Origin of the sequence: Iodobacter sp. CM08 (assembly GCF_033446605.1) — a bacterium.
In the GTDB taxonomy this organism is placed as follows: Bacteria; Pseudomonadota; Gammaproteobacteria; order Burkholderiales; family Chitinibacteraceae; genus Iodobacter.
On record NZ_JAWQUO010000004.1, the window covers coordinates 153,122 to 176,362 of the forward strand.

At 50.1% G+C, this 23,241-nt stretch carries 14 protein-coding genes; 3 read left to right on the forward strand and 11 right to left on the reverse strand.

Annotated elements, in window-relative coordinates:
* The first annotated feature begins 46 nt into the window (after positions 1-46).
* Entirely contained in the window at positions 47-898 is an 852-nt protein-coding gene (locus R6242_RS03445; RefSeq protein WP_318423745.1) for a FecR domain-containing protein, read from the forward strand.
* Positions 899-1,221: 323 nt separating this feature from the next.
* On the opposite strand, the gene dsbD is transcribed toward R6242_RS03445, so the two are convergent.
* From dsbD to R6242_RS03480, 7 genes are all read right to left on the reverse strand, one after another.
* Positions 1,222-3,198 carry a protein-disulfide reductase DsbD gene (gene dsbD / locus R6242_RS03450; RefSeq protein ID WP_318423749.1) on the reverse strand — a complete coding sequence of 659 codons (1,977 nt, stop codon included), beginning with the start codon at positions 3,196-3,198 and terminating at the stop codon, positions 1,222-1,224.
* 137 nt (positions 3,199-3,335) lie between these two features.
* The gene (locus tag R6242_RS03455) at positions 3,336-5,333 is read right to left on the reverse strand and encodes a hypothetical protein (protein WP_318423753.1); all 1,998 of its coding nucleotides are present in this window, start codon (positions 5,331-5,333) and stop codon (positions 3,336-3,338) included.
* Positions 5,334-5,432: 99 nt separating this feature from the next.
* On the reverse strand, positions 5,433-7,064 hold the full coding sequence (locus R6242_RS03460) for a hypothetical protein (protein ID WP_318423756.1): 1,632 nt from the start codon (positions 7,062-7,064) through the stop codon (positions 5,433-5,435).
* Positions 7,065-7,414: 350 nt separating this feature from the next.
* The gene (locus R6242_RS03465) at positions 7,415-8,275 is read right to left on the reverse strand and encodes an FAD:protein FMN transferase (RefSeq protein ID WP_318423759.1); all 861 of its coding nucleotides are present in this window, start codon (positions 8,273-8,275) and stop codon (positions 7,415-7,417) included.
* Between the two features lie 168 nt (positions 8,276-8,443).
* Positions 8,444-9,538: a DUF3570 domain-containing protein gene (locus tag R6242_RS03470; RefSeq protein ID WP_318423761.1), complete on the reverse strand. Its 1,095-nt coding sequence runs from the start codon at positions 9,536-9,538 to the stop codon at positions 8,444-8,446.
* A 3-nt stretch (positions 9,539-9,541) separates the two neighbouring features.
* Positions 9,542-9,745, reverse strand: coding sequence for a DUF4266 domain-containing protein (locus tag R6242_RS03475; protein WP_318423763.1), 204 nt, complete (start codon positions 9,743-9,745; stop codon positions 9,542-9,544).
* A gap of 1 nt (position 9,746) precedes the next feature.
* The gene (locus R6242_RS03480) at positions 9,747-10,217 is read right to left on the reverse strand and encodes a TlpA family protein disulfide reductase (protein ID WP_293932729.1); all 471 of its coding nucleotides are present in this window, start codon (positions 10,215-10,217) and stop codon (positions 9,747-9,749) included.
* A 493-nt stretch (positions 10,218-10,710) separates the two neighbouring features.
* Between R6242_RS03480 and R6242_RS03485 the strand changes: the two genes are divergently transcribed.
* Positions 10,711-11,265 carry an ANTAR domain-containing response regulator gene (locus tag R6242_RS03485; RefSeq protein ID WP_318423768.1) on the forward strand — a complete coding sequence of 185 codons (555 nt, stop codon included), beginning with the start codon at positions 10,711-10,713 and terminating at the stop codon, positions 11,263-11,265.
* A gap of 117 nt (positions 11,266-11,382) precedes the next feature.
* Here R6242_RS03485 and purL read toward each other — a convergent pair whose 3' ends face one another.
* Complete coding sequence (purL, locus tag R6242_RS03490) at positions 11,383-15,333, reverse strand: phosphoribosylformylglycinamidine synthase (protein ID WP_318423771.1); 3,951 nt, start codon at positions 15,331-15,333, stop codon at positions 11,383-11,385.
* Between the two features lie 291 nt (positions 15,334-15,624).
* Positions 15,625-18,342, reverse strand: coding sequence for a TonB-dependent receptor (locus tag R6242_RS03495; RefSeq protein ID WP_318423775.1), 2,718 nt, complete (start codon positions 18,340-18,342; stop codon positions 15,625-15,627).
* A 325-nt stretch (positions 18,343-18,667) separates the two neighbouring features.
* Between R6242_RS03495 and R6242_RS03500 the strand changes: the two genes are divergently transcribed.
* A complete protein-coding gene (locus tag R6242_RS03500) occupies positions 18,668-21,145 on the forward strand; it encodes a family 20 glycosylhydrolase (RefSeq protein ID WP_318423777.1) in 2,478 nt (825 codons plus the stop codon).
* Positions 21,146-21,223: 78 nt separating this feature from the next.
* On the opposite strand, the gene R6242_RS03505 is transcribed toward R6242_RS03500, so the two are convergent.
* Positions 21,224-22,357: a hypothetical protein gene (locus R6242_RS03505; RefSeq protein WP_318423780.1), complete on the reverse strand. Its 1,134-nt coding sequence runs from the start codon at positions 22,355-22,357 to the stop codon at positions 21,224-21,226.
* A 152-nt stretch (positions 22,358-22,509) separates the two neighbouring features.
* A complete protein-coding gene (locus tag R6242_RS03510; protein ID WP_318423782.1) occupies positions 22,510-23,103 on the reverse strand; it encodes a superoxide dismutase in 594 nt (197 codons plus the stop codon).
* Positions 23,104-23,241: the final 138 nt, after the last annotated feature.

Sequence of the window (23,241 nt, forward strand, 5' to 3'; positions counted from 1 at the left end):
ATTATATCCCGAATGTTTGTATTTCGGGCTTCATAAGGATGTTGATATGCGCTTAGCGATAATATTTGGCTTACTCCTCAGCTCTTTTGCTTATGCTGAGCCTGCTCGAGTGGAATCGGTGCAATTGCCTGCATGGTTAGAGCGGGCGGGGCAGAAAAAACCGTTGGCTCCCAATATGCTGCTGTTATCGGCGGATAAAATTATGACGGGTGCGGGGGCCAGAGTTTATTTGCAACTACCTGAAGGCAGCCGAGTAAAGCTTGGTGAAAATGTAAACATGCAAGTCGATCAGATTAATGAGGCCGATGGCAAAAATGGCAGCGTGTTTAAGGCCGCGCTAAAAGTGGTGGCGGGGGCTTTTAGATTTACCACCAATGCATTGAGCAAAGCGGCGAAGCGCGAAGTCAATGTGAGTGTCTCTACCGTAACAGCAGGGATACGCGGTACAGATTTATGGGGCAAGGCGGATGTGGATAAAAATGTGGTTTGCTTGCTAGAAGGAAAAATAGCGGTAGGGGCCGAGGGCTATCCACAGGTGGAATTAAATCAGCCTTTAAGCTTTTACGTAGCGCCACTGCAAGGCGAGCCCTTGCCTGTGGGCGCGGTAGACCCTGAAAAACTTAAGTTATGGTCAGCAGAAACAGAAATCGAGGGGCAAAAAGGGGCGCTGATTGAAAAAGGCGGTTGGCGGATTGTGTGGGGCAAGTACGCCAAGGTGGGGCAGGCTTTAGCCTTGTTTGATCGCTTACAAGCGGCGGGTTATCCGGTGAAGATTCGCAGCGTGCGCGGCCAGCATCGTGTGCAATTAACCGGCCTTGCTTCAGCGGCCGATGCACAGGCGGTGGTGAGCAAAGTACATGCAAGCCTAGCCACCCCACTTGCACACATTAGCCACTGATTGCTGCCCACGTGGCAAGGTCGCTGAATTTGCGTGGGCACAAAATTGTGCCCACCTTACTCACTGAGGTTACGCAGCAAAAACCCAAATCTTGAACCACAGAGAACACAGATTTTCACAGAGAAAAAGGGATTAAATCCCGCCCTACACGCTTGGCTTAGCTTGATAAGATTGAGCCGTGAAAACTGATTATTTGCTACTTAATTGGATTTAAAGCCCAATGCGTATTAAGCAGAAAATTGACTCAGCATGGTAACAAGCCGCCAGAGATCATCCCTATTTGATTGGTTTTTTCGCGGATAAATAGCCTTTGTGCGTATCTCTTACTTAAGCGCTTTATCCAGCACGGCGTTAAAGGCTTCAGCATTTTGAAAGCCTATGCTGGAAAACTGCTCGGCCCCCTTGGCATTAAAGAAAATAATCCCCGGTGGGCCAAACAGTTTGAAGCGTTTTAACAGCGCTTTGTCTGCCTCGGTATTGGCGGTGACATTGGCTTGCAGCAGGCGCATTTTGCCCATTTTTGCTGCGACAGCGGCGTCAGTAAAAGTAAGCTTTTCCATTTCCTTGCACGACACGCACCAGTCGGCGTAGAAATCCAGCATGACGGGTTGATTACTGGCCGCCAGCTTGCTTTCTAAATCGGCTACGGAGCTGACGCGTTCAAACTGGACATGCGCTGTGGCGGCTTGGGCGCTTTGCAAACCCTGCAGGGGTTGCAGTGGATCACGGCTGCCGCTGAGTGCGCCGATCAGCAAGGCCGATCCAGCTAATAAGGCAATTACGCCAAGGCCTTTACAAAAGCGTGGCCAGCCCGCTGTGTGGGGAGGCAGCGGATCAAGTGCGTGCAAAAATACCGCCGAGATAATCAGCAGCATGGCCCATGCCAGCATGGCAAATAGCGTAGGCAGCACCGGTGAGACTAGCCAGATCGCTACAGCCAGTAGCAGCACACCAAATACTTTTTTGATGCCTTCCATCCAGCCGCCCGCACGTGGCAGGGCAGAGGCGGCGCAGCCCACAATAATCAAGGGCACGCCCATGCCTAGCGCCATCACAAACAGCGCCACGCCACCCAAGAGGGCATTGTGTGTTTGGGCAATATAGAGCAGCGCACCCGCTAGCGGAGCAGCAACGCAAGGCCCAACGATCAGGGCAGATAAAGCCCCCATAATCATCACGCCGGTTAGCGAGCCGCCTTTTTGCTGATTGGCGCTATTAGATAATTTGCTTTGTAGGCTGGCTGGCAGTTGTAGCTCGTAAAAGCCAAACATAGAAAGCGACAGCAGTACAAACACCATGGCAAAGCTGCCCAGCACCCACGCATTTTGTAAGGCCGCAGAGAGCAGGGAGCCGGATAAGCCCGCCGCCACACCGGCAAGGGCGTAGCTGATGGCCATGCCTAGCACATAGGCGATGGATAAAATAAGCGCCCGTTTTTTACTGATTTTATCGCCGTGGCCCACAATAATGCCGGACAAAATTGGCATCATTGGAAACACGCAGGGGGTGAGCGCCAGCAGCAGGCCAAAGCCAAAAAAGCTGATCAGAATCAGCGCCAAATTACCGCTGCCTAAGAGGCTATTGATTGAATCGGTATTGCTGGCCGCTGGGGCGGAGGCGGCTTGCGTAGCAAAGGCGGGGGCTTCACTTAGCTCGGCCAGCAGCTTGTTATTTGCTGGTTTGATATCTAGCGCGTCGCTAACTGGAGATGCAGCCGCTGCAACAGCGACCGGTGGGCTGATTGCAATAGCGGCTGGGCTGACTGTGGTGCTGGGCTTGGGGCTTGCAGCCACACTCATGGCTGCAGGTAGCTTGATATTGGCTATTTGGGTAATCGGTGGATAGCAGAGGCCCGCATCGGCGCAGCCTTGCGAGATCACGGTGAGCTTAAATGAGGAGCTAGTGGCATTTTTGATATTAACCGGCAATACCACTTGCTGGCGGTAGGTTTCTACCTTGCCAAAATTTGGGTCATCGTGACTTAAAGAGGGTGGAAATTCGCCTATGGCTAGCTCTACACCTTGGTCGGCAGAAATCTTGACCTTGTTTTTATATAGATAGTAGCCCTCAGCAATTGCAAAGCGCACTTCCACCGTTTGATGGTCTTTTGCTTTTGCCGTCATTTTTAGCGCTTGTTCTGGCTCTAAAAAGCTGGGCTCTTCAGCAAAAGCAGTGCCTGCAAAGAGTGCGGTGCAGAGTGCCATACCAATAAGATCTGTCGTGCCAAGGCGGCGTAGCTTTTGATAGGCGTGGGCACATACCCATCCGAGCGTTTTTTGAAGATTGGTGGTGCTTAACATAAGGTCTCTTTGTTTGAGAATATAGGGTGGGCACCCGTGCCCACGCGGCGGCGCTTGCTCACGCGAGGGCACAAAAGCGTGCCCACCCTACAATTTCATGGGTGAGCAAGATACTTGATCTTGCCCACGCCGCGTTGTTAACGATATCCCGCTACGCTATAAAGCTTATCCACCACGTATTGCAGTGCGGGGATACCGGTTTCTAGTGCGCGTTTGTTTAAATAACGCTCGCTGACGGTAAAGCCTGCGCCGTAATACTGGCCGGTGATTAAGGCACCATCTTGCACCAAAATAGCTAGGTTGCGAAAGTTTGGCGCAGCTGCTGTTGCAGGATTGAGTGAGAAATCAGCCGCTGCAAAGTGGCCAGGCAGTGCTCGGTTAGGCTGGCCAGCTACGAGGGGGGGCCATTGCAATAGGATGACATTTGGATTGGCTGGGGATTTTTTCCAGCTTAATTCTTCGCTAATCTCAGTGATATCGGCGGTGGCATAGCTGGCAACGGTAGTGGCGGCAATACCGACCAGCGTGGCGCTGCCATCGGCTTTGAGTTGCAGCTTAAGCTTACGCGGCGCGCCGCTGGCATCCAGCTTGGCCCACGATTCAATTTGCACGCCTTCTGCTTTGAATAAATCGGCTTGGCTATTCATGGCTAGCGCATTGCAAGTGCTTTGGCCTGCAATGTTTAGGCTTTGGCGATTGGCCGCTGTGCAATCGTTAATGAGTGGATGCGCTAAAGGCCATTTATACAGTGCGTCTTTCAGCGTCAGGTCAAAAAACAAGCTTTTAGCCGCTGGGTCTTGCACTGCTTTAATGCCCCCTTTGGCAGCAATGTATTCATCCATAAAGAAGGCTCGGCAAGCGTTGAACCATTGACTAGGCGTGGTGGCCGTTGCAGGAATCACGCCGCAGGCGGTTGGCTTGGTGCTAGGCAGCGGCAGGCTGGTGTAGGCTTTTTCGCCTAGCTGAGGGCCGTACCAATCATGGATTTGATAGTTATTAAACACATCCGCGCTGACTTCCATCTGGTAGCGAACACCAGAAACTGGCATTTGATAGCTGAGCATATTGCCATCTAGTGCGTTGATGCTGCGGGCCTGTAATGCTTCTTTACCGGCAAAGAGCGCGGTATTGCCCTTGCTATCTAGCGTTAGGCTATCTGCATCTGGGTAGCTGACGCTGCTCCATACGCCTTGATTCCATTGCTCATTGATTTGCCAAAACGCCCCGTTTGCCAGCTTGATCCCACCTGAGGTGAGCTGGGTGATTTGGTTCTTGCTACGAATAAAGCCCGCATTATCGATAATGCCATTACGCAGCTCTTCGCTCATTTTGTTTTGCGTATGGAAATAGCGATAGCTGTAGTTATCAAGGCTGGTGGTGATATCGGCGCTTTTTACTTTGGCGATATCCATCACAGGCGTTGTGGTCACGTTATAGCTGTTGTACCAAGCCGCTAGCACGGCTGCGGTATCGATCAGGCTGGCGGGCTTTTTATCGGCAGCGGCACGGGTGGCTAAGTAATCGCTCAGGCTTTTTAGGCGAGTATCTAAGCCCAGCACGGGCGCTGCCACATAGTCAAAATCAGCGGCCACGCTGTAATCGTCGGTTTTGCCTGCGCGTAGCAAGACATTGTTTTTGTTGCTTAAGCGATTACGGCCATTACTCATTAAGCGCATATGGTAGGTGCTGCTGAGTAAGCTTAAATTGGCATTCACCTTACTGCTGCCTGCTTCATATTCCAAAGGCATGGCGAGGGTCCAGCCCTGAGCAAAGAGCGTGTTGCTTGGGTAGCCCGTATCGCTGCTTTTAGCGCTAAGCACGGCCAGCAGGTGGGTGCCGCGTAGATCACTAGGCACTTGCAGGCTGTAGCGGCCTTGAGCGTCGCTGAGGGTTTGTGGCTCCTTGCTATCGCACAGATTATTATCATTGCTATCAAAGCAAACCTGCGCACCGTTTACATAGCCCACATTCAGTACGCGGCCTGATACCTCAATTTGTGCTTGGGTGATTGGTGTGCTGCTGCCCGCATTGATCGCGGTATTGCTGCTGGTGGCATCGGCTTGATTATCGCCACCACCGCATGCACTGAGCAGCAGGGTGGATATTGTTAACGCCAGTGAGTGCTGAATTTTCATTGCAAAACCTTTCAATCATTAGGGTGGGCATGTTTTTATGCCCACGCGTGATATATGTGGGCACAAAGACGTGCCCACCCTAAGCGTTTTTAGCGGCAATTATTTAATCGCCATCCCATTGAAAGACAGGCGATGCAGGCGGTATTTTAGGTCTTGTGCGCCTTGGCTCAGTAGCAGGGCATTGCCTGCTGCGAGCGTTATGCGCTTCACCGATAAACCGGTGGCCAGATCGCTGCTGCCTAAGCTTAGATTGCCTTCAACGCTGCGCCAGTACACGGTTTTATCGCTGGCGACAGCATAGCTATCGCCATCCATGCTCACGGCTAGGTCACGTAGCTCATCAGTAAATAGCTGGCTGCTGCGTGCGCTGCTTTGCATGGCTTTATCCAGGGCGAGCGTGGTCACTGTTTTACCGCTGGCGATTAAGAGGCGGCGCTGGCCTGCTGCAAAGCTCAGCGCGGCGACATTGCTCCAATCGCCACTTAAATGGCTAAGCACTTGGCCTTTTTGTAAATCCACAATACTGACCTGCCCATAGGCGGCAATGGCAGCAAAGCGGCCAGCTAGCGCAATGGCCTGTGCGCCGCTTAGCTTGAGTGGCAACTGGCGTATGGATTGCAGGGTTTTAGGATCAAGCTGCCATAGCGTATTGGATTGATCATCCCAAGCGACAGTTTGTCCGTCATTGGCGGCAATGAGGCTAAAGCCTTTATGCAGGCAGCGTGGGCTGAGGGCTAAGTTGCGATAGCTGGCACTGCTCAGGGCAGGATCGAGCGATACCTGAAACACGCCTTCGCTACCGCTGGTATCGCAGACACGGCTGTTGCTGCTTTCTGCCTTACCATTTTTGATAAGCAGCAGTGCTTCCTTGCCATCTTTGAGTAGGGCAACGCCTGCCAAGCCCTTACCTGCGGGCAGGGGCAGTGGTTTTTCTGTGGATGGCGGGCCGGTGACGGTGGACGCTGCAGAAACGGTATCGACCATCAAGAGGGTAGCAACCGTTTTTTCTAAAGCGCCTCGAATCCAAGTTCCGGCAGCGCTTAAGCTGGCGTCTAGTGCGGGAATCAGATCGATTTCCTTGCTGCTGCCTGCTAGGGCCGCATCAAATAAATAGACGCGATTGCTATCGGTATTGCTCAGCACAACGCTGCCACGGCTGACGAGTTGGCGGGTTTCATCCACGCCACCTTGCCAGCTCGCTACATCGGCTGTACTGCTGATGCTGGTTTTAGGCAGCGTTACCACTGGCTGAGCAATGCCTTGCGCCTTAATCGCGAGTGCTTGGTTTTGTAGCGCGGCAAGGGCGAGTGGATAATTGGCGATGGCTTTGGCAAAGCCTGTTTCCAGCTCGCCATTGGCAAGCTTAGCTAGGTTTTCATTCCAGCCATTACCCAGTAGTGTTTTGAGCGTGCTCTGGCCGTTGGCGGTGTTTTTGCCAGCTTCAGAAATCAGTAAGCTGAGGCGTTTGTTTTGCACATCGCGCTCTTCAAATAGCACAAACTGGCGGGCATCGGGTTTAAGCGTGCTGCTATCGGCTGAATACACGATGGCCGAATCGCCCTCATCACATTGCCAGTTTAGATTGCTGTCTAGGCAGCTGACTTGGTAATTCGTATTGATTTGGCCGCTATGGTTGGACGTGTCCCCCGGAGCATCCCCCGAATTGCCGCCCCCGCAAGCGCTTAAAGCCGCAGCAATTAAGGAAGAAAGAAGCGTGGTTTGAAAGCGCATGATTGTTCTCATTTATATATTGTCAGGGGTACGGAGTGCATGTCCGCGAATCGTCTTGCTGAGCTAAACCTTGAACCACAGAGAACACAGAGAACACAGAGAACACAGAGAACACAGAGAACACAGAGAACACAGAGAACACAGAGAACACAGAGGGCCACAGCGTTTCACAGAGAAAACAGGCTTGTTTTTTGTTTGGTAGCTTGATTAAAAAGCTAAAAAATGAGCTGAAATGTGATTTGCAAAGTGTTTGGTGTTAACTAAGAAGCACCTGCGTCGTTACATTTCCCTCTGTGGAACTCTGTGCTCTTCGTGTTCTCTGTGGTTCAAGGTTTAGCTCACACTAAGTATTACTCTCCCGTCAGCGAATGCAGCTGTCCTTGCCGGTCTACCACTACGGCATGGGCTCCTGCTGGCAGGCGGGTGTGGCTGTCTACTAATAACGAAGTGCTGTAAATGCCGCTGAGTAAGGCGCTGGCTGAAACCACGCTGGCCGAGATATAAGCCGCATCGCTGGCAGCGTTAACCACATGCGATACATCGCCATCGCTCCATTGATTGCGGCGGGCGTAATGCGCGGAGGTGGTTAAGGCTTGGTTTTCTAAGTCCATACCAAACAGCAGTTGCTCGCTGGCGAGCGGATTGGGGATTGCTGCAATAAAGCGTGATCCATCAGGCTTTTTGCCGATGGCCGCCATATCCCCGCCAAAATTGATCAGCGCAGAGTGCAGCCCCGCTGCCCGTACGAGGCTGGCGGCCTCGTCAACGGCAAATTCTTTAATCACGCCACCTAAATCAAACTGGGTTTGCGGGTGATTAAATTGCAAAGTATTGCCATCAATTTGCCATGCCGTGATTCCCACATAGCTGCTGGCCTCGTGACGGATGGCATCGGCCTCGCTGCGAGATTGGGCTAGCCGCATCGCCTTGCTATAGCTGCCAACGGTGATATCAAATGCACCAGATGCACTGTGTTGCCTGACCCGCTGCAAAATGGCGAGTAATTCTTGGTCTAGCAAGATGCTTTGCTTTTCACGATTGTTGATGGTATTGTTAAGCAAAGAGTCATCTGAATGAAAGTTATAGCGCTGTACCAGCTCCGCTACGCGTGTCTCAATGGCATTCGCCAACTGCTTTGCCTGTGACTCAGAGGCGTCATAAAACATCAGCTCACACTCTGTGGTCATAGCTGAAAAACGATGTTTAATCATGGCGCTCCTCCTCTGAGATGCTTATAAAACGGTGATACATGGCGGATGGAACCCAATTTAGAGGTGTAGGGTGGGCAAGTGCCCACGCAGTGCATCCAGGGCAAAAAACTCGCCCATCCTACAAACGACAAAACACATGTAGGGGCACGGCATGCCGTGCCCTTAAGATCAATAACTGTAAGTTAAGCCCGTAGTCAGCGTGGTGGCTTCAAAGCCGTTGCTTTGCTTATACAGGCTGGCACTGGCATTAAAAGACCAATCGTGCGAGGCGCGGTATTGCACGCCCAGCTGATAAGTTTGGGCATTAAAATTACCCAGTCTTGCATCGTTTGAGCCTAAGCCTGTCGCTGCAAATGTGTTTTGCGTATCACGATAGCCGCGGTAAAAATCAGCGGCAGTTTGGGTGTAGGCACGCAGCCCCAGGTGGGTGCGCCATGCCTCGTTTAGATCGGCATAAACCTTGATTTCGGCGGTGTGGCCGCTGATGCCCCAGTCGTCGCTGTAAAAGCGATACCAAGCATTGCTGGTAAAGGTGGCGTTCCAGTTTTTAACCCAACGCAAAGCCAAACCGCCGCTGCTGCGCTGATCGGGGCGCAGCTCTGATGTCAGTGTGTGCTGGTTTAATAAATCGCTACGCACAATTTTTAGGTAATGATTGCTTAAGTAGCCACTGTCTTTGCCGGTATACAGGCTTGCTTCTAGCGTACTGCTGGCATCTAACACCTGATTAATTCCGACCTGAAAGTTGATAACTTTGCTGTCTTCATCCTGAGCGTTATTGGTATAGGCAGTAGCCACTGAGGTGTTTTGCATCAGCCCAAGGCCAATGGTGTAAGAGCGATTATGCAGCTCGTCGTGCCAGAGCTGGGCCTGGCCGGATAGCTCGTAGCTGCTAAAATCAGGCTCGACTGAGCGGGCAATCCCTAGCGTGTATTCATTACGTGTTTCATCACGAATTACCAAGCTGGCGGATTGCGAGTTTCTGACTTCATCCGCAACGTGGGCCTTGCCCTCTACCCATTCATTGGCATGGCCTGGCTTGGCCACCCACATTGGCGTTGCGCCAGAAATAGCGTCGTAGCCAAAATCCAGTTTCAGTGTGTAATCGGTGCCAAAGTCTTTTTCAATGGCGACTTCAGCCATTTTTACGCCGATGCGATCATCTGCTTCTTGGTACTGAGTGGCTTGGAAAGAAACGCTGTTTTCTGCCACGGCCCAAGGAGCGAGCAGGGCGGCGAGTAAGGGAATGGAGTGTTTTTTCATGGATTAATTGCAGCCGCAGCCGCCTCCTCCTACACCTGTTCCGCCCTTGATGGCTTCTTTGGATGTGTAAACGTGGCTATCAATTTTTGCCAGCGCAGGCACAGGGCCGCCCGGCTTCATGGTTTCTTTGGCTAGGCGGGCTTTTTCCCAAGGCTGCACGGTGGTGCAGGCGCTTAGCATGGCGGCAGCTAAAATAATCAGGCGCATCTTAATTCCCCAGTTTTTGCAGATCGGTTTCGATGATCTGGTCAATATCGGGCATTGCACCAAAGTGAATGCTGGCTACCTTGCCGTCTTTCAGTAGATAAAGTGCCGGAAAGCCTTTGGGCTTAAACAGGCGTACTAGGCTTTGGTCGATATCGTTGCTTACCCGGAAATTCAGTGCGCCCTTGGCCTGTAATTCTTTTTGAAAAGCGCTTGCGGCGGCGAGAGTATCGTCGGCGTCCACGCCCATGATTTCTACTGCTTTTTTATCGATACGGCTGTTGAGTGCCGAAATCAGCGGGATCTCTTTACGGCATGAGCTGCACCACTCAGCAAAGAAATCCACCACGGTTATTTTGCCGTGGTCTACGCCTAGCTTGTTTAGCACGGTGGGGTCGACTGAATCCCCTACTTTGTAGGCGTGGGTGCTACTGCAAATAAATGCCAGCAGCAACGATGCAAGGGTGCGAGTCATAAGGTAATCCTTCCTTTCGAAGGTGAAGAATGATATTTATTCTCATTCGCCATAGCAAGAAAATATTTCATTGGCATGATCAGGTGAAATATTTATTGCAGTGCTACTTATTTAGCATGAGGGGCTTGCTAACGATGGAGGTCTGATATTTATTGGCTTGCTGCGATATTTGTGCACCGTAAACGATCACTTTATTTTGCGGTGCATCATTTTGGCGCTAACTAAAATAGTGAGTCTTTTTTACATCACATTGCGTGAATTGAAGGGTAAACTGCATAAAAAACATAAATATTACTATTTTTGTCAGTAAAAAGCGTATTTATGGATTTTTTTTGTAATTATTTTGCAGCGTTTTTTGCTGAAAATAAAAGCGGTGAAAGTTTTCGTTAAGCTAGGCGCTGCTTTACCGTGTGGTGAGATGGATTTTATATCTACAGATTACGGCATGATTATTGCTAATAATTAAAACTCTATCTGCCTCGTTGAGCACATCATGCTGCGCATTCTTCTTATCAACGAAAAGCCCCAGTTTTCCACAGAAATACGCCAAGCCTTGTTGGGTGGGGCTTATCTTTTACTGGAATTAACTGCTAGCGCGGCTGTGGTTGAGGAAGCGGCTAAGTGGCAGGCAGATTTAATCATTATTGATTGTTTTTCTCCTTCTCAAGCTCTTTTACAGCAGCTAAATCTTATTGATAAAGCAAAATTAATGTTTGCAAGCAGCAAGGATGAGCAAGCAATTAGTCATATTATAAAAATAAATGTAAATAACTATGTAATTAATGGCGCAGAAGAACTAACTGCTCAGATGGCGATAGCGATCGCACATTACACGCAAAATAAAGAATTACAGCAGCGTATCGCCCTACTTGAGCAGCAATTAGCCGATAGAAAAATCATTGATAAGGCCAAAGGTTTGCTGATGGTTAAGCGGCAATTAAGTGAGGCCGATGCTTATGACACCCTGCGCCGCCAAGCCATGAAACAAGGCCTTAAGCTGGGCGAGGTAGCAAGGCAAATTCTGCTGATGGCGGATGTGCTGGGTTAGGCTCTGTTGGCGTTTTCCGCCTCAGCGCAATTGTGAATGAAACATCAACAGGCGCTAGGTTATTGGCCGAAAAAAAGCCGACCCTTATCAGGTCGGCTTTTGCTTAAGTCAAAAGTCTTAGCCAACAAACTGACGGGCATTACGGAACATACGCATCCATGCGCCGTCATCCGCCCAATCGCTTGGGTGCCATGAGTTCTGCACGGTGCGGAATACGCGTTCTGGGTGCGGCATCATAATGCTGAAGCGGCCGTCCAAGGTGGTGACACCGGCAATCCCCTGTGGGCTGCCATTTGGATTAGCTGGGTAAGCTTCGGTGGTTTTACCGTGGCTATCCACATAGCGCATGGCAACCAGTGCCTTACTGATATCGCCTTGCTGGCTAAAGTTGGCAAAACCTTCGCCGTGTGAAATCACCACCGGCATACGGCTGCCAGCCATTTCGCTGAAGAAGAGCGATGGGGATTTTGTCAGCTCAGCCATCACCAAACGTGCTTCAAACTGCTCGCTTTGGTTACGGGTGAATTTAGGCCAGTGCTCAGCGCCTGGGATAATGCCGGAGAGATTCGCCATCATCTGGCAGCCATTACACACACCTAAACCAAAGGTATCGCTTCTGCCAAAGAAGGCTTCAAACTGCGCGCGGGCTGCAGCATTAAACAGAATTGATTTAGCCCAACCTTCGCCAGCGCCCAGTACATCGCCGTAGCTAAAGCCACCGCAGGCGGCCAAGCCCTGGAAGTTTGCCAGTTGGACGCGGCCAGAAATGACATCGCTCATATGCACGTCAACGGCGGTAAAGCCAGCGCGGGTAAAGGCGGCGGCCATTTCTACGTGGCCATTTACACCCTGCTCACGCAGTACGGCGATTTTTGGGCGAATGCCGGTGGCAATAAAGGGCGCAGCGATGTCGATGTTTTGATCAAAGCTCAGCTTGGCGAATAAGCCTTTCTCGTGCTTATCGCTAAGGCGTGCATATTCGGCATCGGCACCGGCTGGATTGTCGCGTAGACGCTGAATGCGCCAGCTGGTTTCCGACCACGCTTTGTGCAGATCAATGCGTGATTCTTCAAGCACTAAGCGGTTACGCGCTTTAATCTTGAGTTTGTCATCGTGGTTGGTATTGCCAATCACATGCAGCTCGGAGCGGATATCCACATTGGCAAAGGCGGCGATCACGCTGGCGGTATCTGAGCGTTTGACCTGCAATACCGCACCCAGCTCTTCATTAAATAACACGCCCATAACGCGTGCGTTGGCATCGCGCACCACGTCTTCCGCAGTGATTTCATCTTGCTGACGTTGACGACGACGACGTTCGATACACAGCTCATCAATTTCTAGAGTCACGCCCACATGGCTGGCAAACATCATCTCGCTGATCGTGGCAAATAGGCCGCCATCAGAGCGATCGTGATAGGCCAAGAGCTTGCCTTCTGCATTCAGCTGTTGCACGGTTTCAAAGAATGATTTGAGGTGCGGAACATTCACAATATCGGGTGCTGAATTGCCGATTTGCTTGTAAACCTGCGCCAGTGCAGAGCCGCCTAGGCGGCACTTGCCATCGCCCAAGTCGATCAGAATCAGATCGGTATCTACTCCGGTTTTTAGCTCTGGAGTCAGTGTTTTACGAACATCTGTAACCGGTGCAAAGGCAGAAATCACTAAGGAAAGCGGTGCAACGACTTGCTTTGCCTTGCCCGCTTCATCCCATACGGTTTTCATGGAGAGCGAATCTTTACCTACTGGAATCGATACGCCCAGCTCGCGGCATAGCTCTAAGCCAACCGCTTCTACGGTGTCATAAAGATTAGCGTCTTCACCCGCGTGGCCAGCAGGGGCCATCCAGTTTGCCGAAAGTTTAACGTCGGATAGCTGACGAATCGGTGCAGCGGCAATATTGGTCAGCGCTTCACCCACCGCCATACGGCCAGAAGCTGGGCCAGAAATCAGCGCCAACGGGGTGCGCTCGCCCATAGACATGGCTTCGCCAAGATAGGAATCGTAAGCCATCGCGGTAACCGCCACGTCGGCCACCGGCACTTGCCAAGGGCCAACCATCTGGTCGCGAGCAGTAAAACCGCCCACGGTGCGATCGCCAATATTAATCAGGAACGATTTATCGGCAACCGATGGCAAGCGCAGTACGCGGTAAGCGGCTTCTTTTAGCTCCAAGTCGGACGCGTCAAAAGCAATCAGCTCAGGCGTAATCCGGCTCACGTCGCGCGTTATTTTAGGTGGTTTGCCGAGTAAGACATTCATCGGCATATCGACAGGCTTGTTGTCGAAATGATCGTCGGCCAGTACCAGTTGCTTTTCGTCGGTGACACGGCCTACCACGGCAAAGGGGCAGCGCTCGCGCTCGCAAATCGCTTCAAACGCTAGCAAATCTTTAGGATCAATTGCCAGCACATAACGTTCTTGGCTTTCGTTCGACCAGATTTCCTTAGGCGCCATGCCTTTTTCTTCGATATTGACTTTACGCAGATTAAACACCGCGCCTTGGCCCGCATCGTTTACCAGCTCTGGGAAGGCATTAGAAATACCGCCTGCGCCCACGTCGTGAATCGACAACACGGGGTTATTTGTACCCAGCTGCCAGCAACGATCGATCACTTCTTGTGCACGGCGTTGGATTTCTGGGTTGCCGCGCTGTACTGAATCAAAATCCAGATTGGCCGCATTATCACCCGTCGCCATCGAGCTGGCCGCGCTGCCGCCCATACCAATCAACATGCCGGGGCCGCCAATTTGGATGAGGAGCGAGCCATCTGGCAGGCCGTTTTTCTTAACGTGCAGCGCGCTGATATTGCCCAAACCACCGGCAATCATGATTGGCTTATGGTAGCCACGGCGCTCGCCGTTTAGGTCTTCTTCAAAGGTACGGAAGTAACCACAGATATTTGGGCGGCCAAATTCATTATTAAATGCCGCCGCGCCAATCGGGCCTTCGATCATAATATCCAGCGCGCTAGCAATGCGATCAGGCTTGCCGTAAGGCTGATCTTCCCAAGGCTGCTCGGCACCCGGAATATTTAAGTTAGATACGGTAAAGCCAGCCAAACCGGCTTTAGGCTTAGAGCCACGGCCGGTTGCGCCTTCATCGCGAATCTCACCACCCGAGCCAGTTGCGGCTCCTGCAAATGGGGAAATAGCGGTTGGGTGGTTATGCGTTTCCACCTTCATCAAAATATGGGTTTGTTCGGTGTTGAATGCGTATTCAGCACTGCCTGCCTGTGGATAAAAGCGGCCGATTTCTGCGCCTTCAATCACCGAGGAGTTATCCGAATAAGCCACCACCGTGCCTGCCGGCGCGGCCTTGTGCGTTTCGCGGATCATGCCAAATAAGCTGTAATCTTGTTTTTGGCCGTCGATAATAAAATCGGCGTTAAAAATCTTGTGGCGGCAGTGCTCAGAATTAGCCTGCGCAAACATGGTTAGCTCAACATCGCTTGGATTGCGGCCCAGCTTATTAAAGTTGTCTACCAGATAATCAATTTCATCATCGCTCAATGCCAGGCCAAATTCGCTATTGGCCTTCAGCAGAGCGGCTTTACCACCACCGAGGATATCCACAGTCAGCAAAGGCTTAGGCTCAAAGTGGCGGAACAGCTCATTGCTTGCTTCTAAGCTACTGAAAACTTCCTCAGTCATCCGGTCGTGGATCAGGGGCAAGAGCAGATTGCGCTCGGCGTTGGATAAAGCTTCACCATTACTCTTGCTGACATAAAACACTATGCCGCGTTCGATACGGGCAATGTTGGTCAAGCCGCAGTGCAGGGCGATATCGGTGGCTTTAGACGACCAAGGAGAAATTGTCCCCAAGCGTGGCAAGACCATAATCAAGCTGCCTGCAGCTAGCTCTGGCTTGGCTGGTTCGCCGTAATGCAGAATTTTGCTGAGGATAGCCTGCTCGCCATCACTGAGCGGCGCACTGAGCTCGCAAAAGTGCCAATACTCAGCATAAATGCGGGCTGTGACGCCATGAGTGGCTAGGGCGGCGGTCAGTTTTTCGACCCGGAAAGATGAAAGCGCGGTACCGCCGCGCAATTGGAGAACGTCAGCCATGTCTTTGATCTTGTCTGGAAAGCCTCGGGAAGTCGTAATGATACCCAAAAACGACCTGATTTGCCTTGAATATCGGCGACTGATTGCTAACTATGTGGAATTTTTAGCAGGGTAGACTGACGAAGTAAAGCATTTATCTTGCTTTTACTTACTGTTAGTTTTTATTAATATTTATATATTCTGAATTAATTAATAGGCATTAAGGCGCTCTAATCAATGAGTTTGTTTGAAATGTAACAAAGCCCAGCATTGAGGCTGGGCTTTGTATATGGGCAAATGTTTGCCGTGGTTTTAGAACTTGTAGCTACCACTCATGTAGAAAGAACGCATCATTGGGTCTGTGTAACGTGGGTCGTAGCCATTTTGGTGGCCATTACCCGTACGCAAGCTCATTGGTGGTTCAGTATTTAAGATGTTTTTAACACCCGCACGAATTTCAAATGCTTTATTGATGTTGTAAGTACCTTGCCAATCCATGGTGGTGTAGCTTGGTACATCCAAGGTAATCAGCTCATTTTTACCAGTGGCTAAATTACGTACAGATGCGGTTGTATCACCATAGCCTGAGCGGAAGCTGATAGTAAGCGCATTATTGAATGCACCTGTTTTTAGCGCTGTCGTTAGTTTGATGATATTGCGGAACGATACGGCATTGTTTTCACCAGTATGGCCTAGGCTATCTGTCCAATCGTTATCTGTACCTGCACGAGTGTAGGATGAATCAATTAGATAAGTCCCGGATAAAGTGCCTGATAAGGTGCCAAAATCAAACTTGTAATTACCGTTGAAATCCCAGTCGATACCTTGAGTATGAGATTGGCCAATATTCATGGACATGCTCTTAAATGCCCAGTACATATCGCCAGTACCTGCTTCTGCGCTAGGCGTAAATAAGCTGGCGTATTTCGCTGGATCGCTAAAAGCTAGCTCTTGGCTAACTGCCGACACTTGGTTAGTGATGGTTACATCCCAAAGATCTGCACCAAATGAGAAGTTGGATGTTGGTTCAAAGCGGAAACCAATGGTGTATTGCTCTGACTCTTCAGGTTTTAGGCTTTGATTACCACCTTTAAGCATATCGTATGCAGAGATCGTTGCTGGCTTGCAGTATGGAGTATTAGGAAATGGACAAGTATTCGTTTGAGTTACCCCAAATGCTACCAAAGGCTGTGCAATATCTAGCATATCTGGCGCTTTAAAGCCGGTACCAATCGAGCCTCGAATCAGCAAAGATTTGGTTGGCTGATAGCGGGCAGATAGCTTGTAGGTGCTTGCTGCCATGTCTTCGCCCATGGTGCTGCCGGTAAGACCATTGTCAATTTTATTGATATTGTCGTAACGCAATGCCGCGCTTACTTCAAGATCGCTTACGATTGGCATCAATAATTCTGCAGATAGGCCATAGGTGGCGCGATGCATATCGTAAGCAGGGATATCATTAAAGGCATAGATTTTGCCGTTAGCAGAAGGGGATTGCTCGTAACGATAATCTCGGTAGTCCGCTCCCAGCCCAATGCTGGCGGCACCACCTGAAAGAGTAAATACTTCACTAGAAGCTTTGGCATCGATGCCTTTTAGCGTGGTGGATGCGGTGCGAACGGAGCCATTAAAAAGAGAATTTTTAATTAATTGCTTAGTGGCATCAGATTGTGAGCCAATCGGCGCGAATGGATCGAAAGATCCTTTTGCTAACATATCGCGGAATTCCGTATCTTTCATATAGCCGCCGACATAACGCTCTTCTAGCTCATTGCGGGACCATGTTAAAGCGGTATTCCAACTCCAGCCTAGTAATTCCCCTTCGGCGCCAGCAACAAAGTGGTTAGAGTCTGTCAGCGTCTGAGTATCACGTGTGCCCCAATCGTAGGTACGGTAGGTAACACCCACTTTTTTTACATCTAGATCCTGCGCAGCAGTGAGGTATGGCTTGATAGATTGGGTGTAATAAGGCGATGTTTTATCAAAATTAATTGATACAGCATTCGGTGCAATACGAGCGGTCAGGTCGTAGCGTGATAGCGCGATATCGCCAAAGAACTTGAGGTTATCGTTTACTTTGAACTGAGTATTAGCAAATAAGCTGTCACGTTTTGATTCTGGATAGATTTCAATGGTATTTACAAAGTCAAAACCACATGCATCTTGAGTGGTTAAACTTGGTACGTTTAATTCACCACAATTGCCGTTTTTTTTCAGGGCGGGGTTAAATGTTTTATTAGGATTGGTTTTTGAATCTTTAAATTGAACCGTTGCATTACCAGCAATAGAGGATGGGCTAGTTTTATCAAAAATATAATTATTGCCGTTGTAGCTCACTGGCACATAAGCCGTTTTAGCAAAGTCACGATCTTTAGCTTTGAGCGGAGTTTGTTCGTCGTGGCGATATGAAATCAAAGCATTAAAGCCATCGTCATCCAGATTGCCAAAGCCGTAGGTTAATGATGTATTCCAAGAAGACCCGCCGCCTGATTGCTGAGGTGCATTGTAGCTCGCATCAATTTGACCACCTTGCATGTTTTTCTTGGTGATAAAGTTAATTACACCAGCGATAGCATCTGAGCCATAAACCGCTGAAGCACCATCGGTAAGTACCTCAATGCGCTCAATCGCACTCATTGGGATGGCGTTTAAGTTAACGGTACTGCCCGAACCTTGTGGAGCTACACGGCGGCCATTGAGCAATACCAAGGTATAAGACTGACCAATATCGTGCAGTGAAGCAAATACGCTACCACCTGAGTTAGTTCCATTCGCGGTTGCTGCAACTTGAAAGCCTTGCATGGCAGGTATGTTTTGCAGCAATTCAGCAACATTTGTGGCTCCTGATCGAACAATTTCTTCTTTGGAGATTTGCTGAACCGGCAAAGCGCCTTCTTTAACGATGCGCTTAATGCTGGAGCCCGTTACTTCAACGCGTTGTACTTTATTTGGTGAGTCTTCGGCTACTGCAAAAGACACATAGCTGATGCTCGCTAGCGCGAGCGCTAAGGCTTTGATTGGGAATTTCATCTCTGATCCTAGGTAATGACTTTGCTTTTTTTTGAGACGCTTGTAAGTAAGCGATTAATCCGATCGTAACAATTACCCAGTAAATATTCCCGTTTTAAACGTAAGCGCTTGTTATTTGTTGCGCCTTTATGACAGTAGGAGCAATGAAGTGGCGTGGAGCGCCTGCTAATGCAGGCGTTTAGCTTGCTTGTGCTCTCTGTTTGGCCTTAGCAATTCCGCAATACAAGCAAAGTCCTCGCTGTTTTCGCTGGGTGAATGCTTCTAAACTCTTTGTGCGCTATTGAGTGCGATGTTTTTAAAAAAACCATAGAGACGGGGAGACAAGATGACGCAGCCAGCGGGTGCACAATTGCAGCTAAAGTGGGAATGCCTGACCAATCATTACGAGGGAGATCACTTTTTAGCCGAGCTTACTATTACTAATCTTTCTGATGTGGCGTTAACTGGGCAAGATTGGGCGCTGTGTTTTAATAGCTGCCGCAAGATTAAGCCGGAAAGCGTGCAAGGTGGTTTTTGCGTTGAGCATGTGAATGGCGATCTTTCCCGTTTTATCCCTTCAGTAGAGTTTGCAGGTTTAGCGGCGGGCGAATCGGTGGTGATTCGCTATCAAGGTTTGCTATGGGTGATTAATGAAACGGACGCTCCGTTGGGTTTTTATATCGTTTATCAAAACGAAATAGCCGAAGTGATTGGCGATCCAGAGATCGTGCCTTTTAGCCGACCAGAGCAATGTAATCGCAGCCTTAGCGATCAAGTGCCGATTATGACGTCAGCATTGCGCTTTGAAGAAAATAAAGCGCTCACCCTGCTCGCAAGTCATACCGTGGGCAAGATTACCCCCACCCCCTTGGAAGCCAGCTGGGCCACGGGTGAATTTCTGATTACGGCGCGCACTTTGATTGTGCACAGCGTGCCTTTGGCTAAAGAGGCGGCGTTTTTGCGTGCAGCGCTGAGGGATGTCAGTGGGGTAGAGCTGCAAAGAGCCAGCACTGGCACGGGGATTACCCTAAAAATTGGCGCGATTAGCGTGGCAGAAAGTGGCGCGCCGCTAGAGGCATATCTATTAGAAATTAGCGCGGCGGGCATTGTCATTACCGGTGCTAGCCCAGCAGGGGTGATGAACGGGATTCAATCGCTGCGCCAGTTGCTACCGGTGGATAGCTACCAGAATCCACAAGTCGAGCTGGCGGTGCCATTGGGCCGAGTATTGGACGCACCACGCTTTGCTTATCGCGGCATGCACTTGGATGTGGGCCGTAATTTTGCGAGCAAAGAAACGGTGCTGCGCTTACTGGATTGCATGGCGCTGTATAAGCTAAATAAATTTCACTTTCACCTCACCGATGACGAGGGCTGGCGCTTAGAGATTCCATCTTTGCCCGAGCTGACTGAGCTTGGCTCCTTGCGTGGCTTTAGCGTGGGCGAAAAAACCAGTTTATTGCCTAGCTTTGGCTCGGGTGCTGAAGTGGCAGGATCAGCGGGGACGGGTTTTTATACTCGCGCCGAGTTTATCGAGATCTTGCAATTTGCCACCGCTCGCCATATTGAAGTGATCCCAGAAATCGACGTGCCAGGCCATGCCCGCGCCGCGATTAAGGCGATGGAATTGCGTTTCGAGCGCTTAAAAGCAGCGGGTGATTTGGCGGGGGCAGAAGAATATCTGCTGAATGATTTTAAAGATCAATCCAAGTATGAATCGGTGCAGCTCTGGCACGACAATGTGATGTGTATCGGTCAGGAATCTTGCTACCGCTTTATTGAAACGGTGTTGGTGGATATGAAAGCCATGTTTGCTGAGGCTGGCGCACCACTCACCACCATGCACACTGGCGGGGATGAAGTGCCGCATGGCGCGTGGGAAGGCTCGCCAATCTGCCAAGCCTTTATGCAAGAGCAGGGTATGGAGTCGATTCAAGCGCTGCAAAATTACTTTTTAGCGCGTTATCGCACTATTTTGCAAAAGCATAATCTGGTGTTTGGCGGCTGGGAAGAAATTGCGCTGTCTAAGCAAGACGGCAAGCATGGCCCCAATCCTGAGTTTATTGAGGCTAAATTTCAGACCTATATCTGGAACAATATTTGGGGCTGGGGGCAAGAAGACATTGCTTACCAATTAGCCAATGCGGGCTATCAGGTGGTGCTGTCGAACGTGACCAATCTTTACTTTGATTTGTCTTACGCCAAAGATCCACAAGAGCCGGGCTACTACTGGGGCGGCTTTATTGAAACGCGTGGTGCTTATGAGTTTTGCCCTTTGGATATTTACACTACGGCCACGGTTGATCTATTGGGCAAGCCATTAGATGTGGGCAAAGTGGCGCAAATGCAGCGTTTAACGCCAGCAGGTAAACAAAACGTATTGGGGATTCAGGGCCAATTGTGGGGCGAAAATACCCGCAATCAAGCGCGGGTTGAGTATCTGGCCATGCCACGGGTGATTGCCTTGGCAGAACGTGCTTGGGCGGCTGATCCGGCTTGGACCTTAATTACGAAAAAAGCGGAGCGTGATGCCAAAATGGATGCCGATTGGAACCAGTTTGCCAATCGCTTAGGCCAACGTGAATTGCCTCGCTTGGATGGCTTTTTAGGTGGTTATGGCTACCGTATCCCGCTGCCGGGCGTGCAATGCACAGATGGCTTAGTCGCTTTGAATGTGTCCGCTCCAGGCTTGGCTTTGCGTTATACCTTGGATGGCAGCGAGCCAACTGCCGCGTCCACGCTCTATACCGCGCCATTTGCGGCAAGCGGCGTAGTCAAAGCCGCGGCATTTAGCCGCAGTGGGCGTAAGAGTAGAACGGTTTAATGTAGGGTGGGCGAGGTTTTTGCCCACGCGTTTTTAGATCGCGGTATGGGCGGGTTTTAAGCCCGCCCTTACACCCGCCTATTTCGCCAGCGCAGCCTTTAGCAGCACTTCTATTTGCTGAACAATCGCTGCTTCTTTATCCGCGTCATATTGCTTAATGGCTGGGGTATGAATATGGCCAACTGGGATGTTTGCCCCGAGCTGATCGCGTAAACGCAGGCTGCGGTAGGAAATCTCATTGGATAAATAGCCGCCGCCCGATCCTTCTACCGAGACTTCTTTTGCCAATTCGGCTAAATTCTTTGGGCAAAACTCTTTTTGGCGCAGGCTGCTGATGATGCAGTTGTCATGCACGCTAAAGGGCTGTTGCACGGCTAACATTGCTTTGGCGGGCAGGCCAAACTCTACAAACTCGGCACCGGCCAAAGTTGATCCCTTTAGCAGGGGTAACACGGGATTTTTTAGCGTGCCGCCGGTTTTAATATTCAAATTATCCGGAAAATCAGCCGAGCGGCGCAGGCCTGGATAGCGTTCTAAATCAAAATCTTTACGCCCCATGCTGACGGTGACGATTAAGTCTACGGGCAATTTAAAATAGGGCGTAAGTAGATCTTCTACAAAACCGGCATCAAAATCGGCAAAGCGTACCGGTGCAATTGCGGTTTCAATTTGCGCTTGCTGGCCATTCACTTCTATAAACTTACCATCGAGCAGCAGCGCGGCTAGGCCAGATGGGTTGCTTTGATTAATGTTTCTATCCAGTAAAAATGGATCAAATCCCGTCAGCAGAATGCGTTTTACTCCATGGGTGTAGCGGATATCTTGAATGCCACGGCTGCTTTGCTCAAATAGGGCTAACCAGCTATTACGCTGCGTCGTATCAGCATCAAAGCCAATCTTGCCATCGCGGATTTGCTGAGTCATCGCAAGGCGAGCCCAGTAAAGTGGCCTATCGTCTGTGGTTTGCCGTGCTTGCTGGCGGGCATTACTCCAAAGCGCCTGCCCTGCACTGATTAACAGTGTATCGACTTCTTGGCTATTTTTTGCCGTGGCTAAGCCGCTGCCAAGTTTGCTGATTTGCGTCTCAAAAGGCGCTAGCAAATGTGGCATGGCCGACTGGGCCGCATCTAAGCGTTTTTCTTCCACACTGGCCGCAAGGCTATGGGCGCTAACAATCAGGCTAAGACAGAGGCTGGCCGCTTTTAATCTCATTTAAGTTTATCCGCTAGGGTCACTATTAAGTGCGAAAGCATAAGCTGATCGCTCATTTGATCGATATAAAAAAACGCCTAGGCTCACATACTGTTGTATGTAAGCGCCAGACGTTATTGTAGCGGCACGGCATGCCGTGCCCTTTAATCTAATTAAGCAGCTAAGCGTGCAGCAACTACATCCCAGTCAACTAGCTTCCAGAAACCTGTGAGGTAGTTAGGGCGGCTATTGCGGTAGTCGATGTAGTAAGCGTGTTCCCACACATCACAGGTCAACAGCGCTGTGTCAGCCGTTGTCAGTGGGGTGGCCGCTGCAGAAGTGTTCACGATTGCAAGTGTGCCATCGGCTTTCTTAACTAGCCATGTCCAGCCAGAGCCAAAGTTACCAGCCGCGGAAGCGTTGAAAGCTTCTTGAAACTTAGCAAACGAGCCCCATACGCTATCAATCGCCGCAGCTAAATCACCAGTAGGAGCGCGGTCAGCAGCGTCGCTATTTGGCTTGAAACCTAGCCAGAAAAAGGTGTGGTTCCAAACTTGCGCTGCATTGTTGAATAAACCACCAGCAGGGGCTTTTTTAACGATTTCTTCAAGCGACAATGATTCGTTATCAGTGCCTTTGATTAAATTGTTTAAATTGGTGATGTAGGTTTGATGATGTTTGCCGTAGTGATAAGACAGCGTTTCTGCTGACATAAATGGAGCAAGAGCATCTTGTGCGTAAGGCAATTCAGGCAGTTTGTGTTCCATCGTGATCTCCGATTGGGTATGTTTTTGGGCGCTAAACAACTTTGATTAAATATCGGGACTATCCCCACTAATTTCAAGTTCTGAGCGGGAGCTTAATTTTTATAATGGCAGTATTTTGCCAGCTTTCTGGCAAATTAA

What these genes read in the sequence shown, in the direction of transcription:
- R6242_RS03505 (WP_318423780.1), bottom strand. Translation starts at nt 22,357, where the DNA reads ATGAGATTAAAAGCGGCCAGCCTCTGTCTTAGCCTGATTGTTAGCGCC.
- R6242_RS03470 (WP_318423761.1), bottom strand. Translation starts at nt 9,538, where the DNA reads ATGAAAAAACACTCCATTCCCTTACTCGCCGCCCTGCTCGCTCCTTGG.
- R6242_RS03500 (WP_318423777.1), top strand. Translation starts at nt 18,668, where the DNA reads ATGACGCAGCCAGCGGGTGCACAATTGCAGCTAAAGTGGGAATGCCTG.
- R6242_RS03495 (WP_318423775.1), bottom strand. Translation starts at nt 18,342, where the DNA reads ATGAAATTCCCAATCAAAGCCTTAGCGCTCGCGCTAGCGAGCATCAGC.
- dsbD (WP_318423749.1), bottom strand. Translation starts at nt 3,198, where the DNA reads ATGTTAAGCACCACCAATCTTCAAAAAACGCTCGGATGGGTATGTGCC.
- R6242_RS03465 (WP_318423759.1), bottom strand. Translation starts at nt 8,275, where the DNA reads ATGATTAAACATCGTTTTTCAGCTATGACCACAGAGTGTGAGCTGATG.
- R6242_RS03445 (WP_318423745.1), top strand. Translation starts at nt 47, where the DNA reads ATGCGCTTAGCGATAATATTTGGCTTACTCCTCAGCTCTTTTGCTTAT.
- R6242_RS03485 (WP_318423768.1), top strand. Translation starts at nt 10,711, where the DNA reads ATGCTGCGCATTCTTCTTATCAACGAAAAGCCCCAGTTTTCCACAGAA.
- R6242_RS03480 (WP_293932729.1), bottom strand. Translation starts at nt 10,217, where the DNA reads ATGACTCGCACCCTTGCATCGTTGCTGCTGGCATTTATTTGCAGTAGC.
- R6242_RS03455 (WP_318423753.1), bottom strand. Translation starts at nt 5,333, where the DNA reads ATGAAAATTCAGCACTCACTGGCGTTAACAATATCCACCCTGCTGCTC.
- R6242_RS03510 (WP_318423782.1), bottom strand. Translation starts at nt 23,103, where the DNA reads ATGGAACACAAACTGCCTGAATTGCCTTACGCACAAGATGCTCTTGCT.
- R6242_RS03460 (WP_318423756.1), bottom strand. Translation starts at nt 7,064, where the DNA reads ATGCGCTTTCAAACCACGCTTCTTTCTTCCTTAATTGCTGCGGCTTTA.
- R6242_RS03475 (WP_318423763.1), bottom strand. Translation starts at nt 9,745, where the DNA reads ATGCGCCTGATTATTTTAGCTGCCGCCATGCTAAGCGCCTGCACCACC.
- purL (WP_318423771.1), bottom strand. Translation starts at nt 15,333, where the DNA reads ATGGCTGACGTTCTCCAATTGCGCGGCGGTACCGCGCTTTCATCTTTC.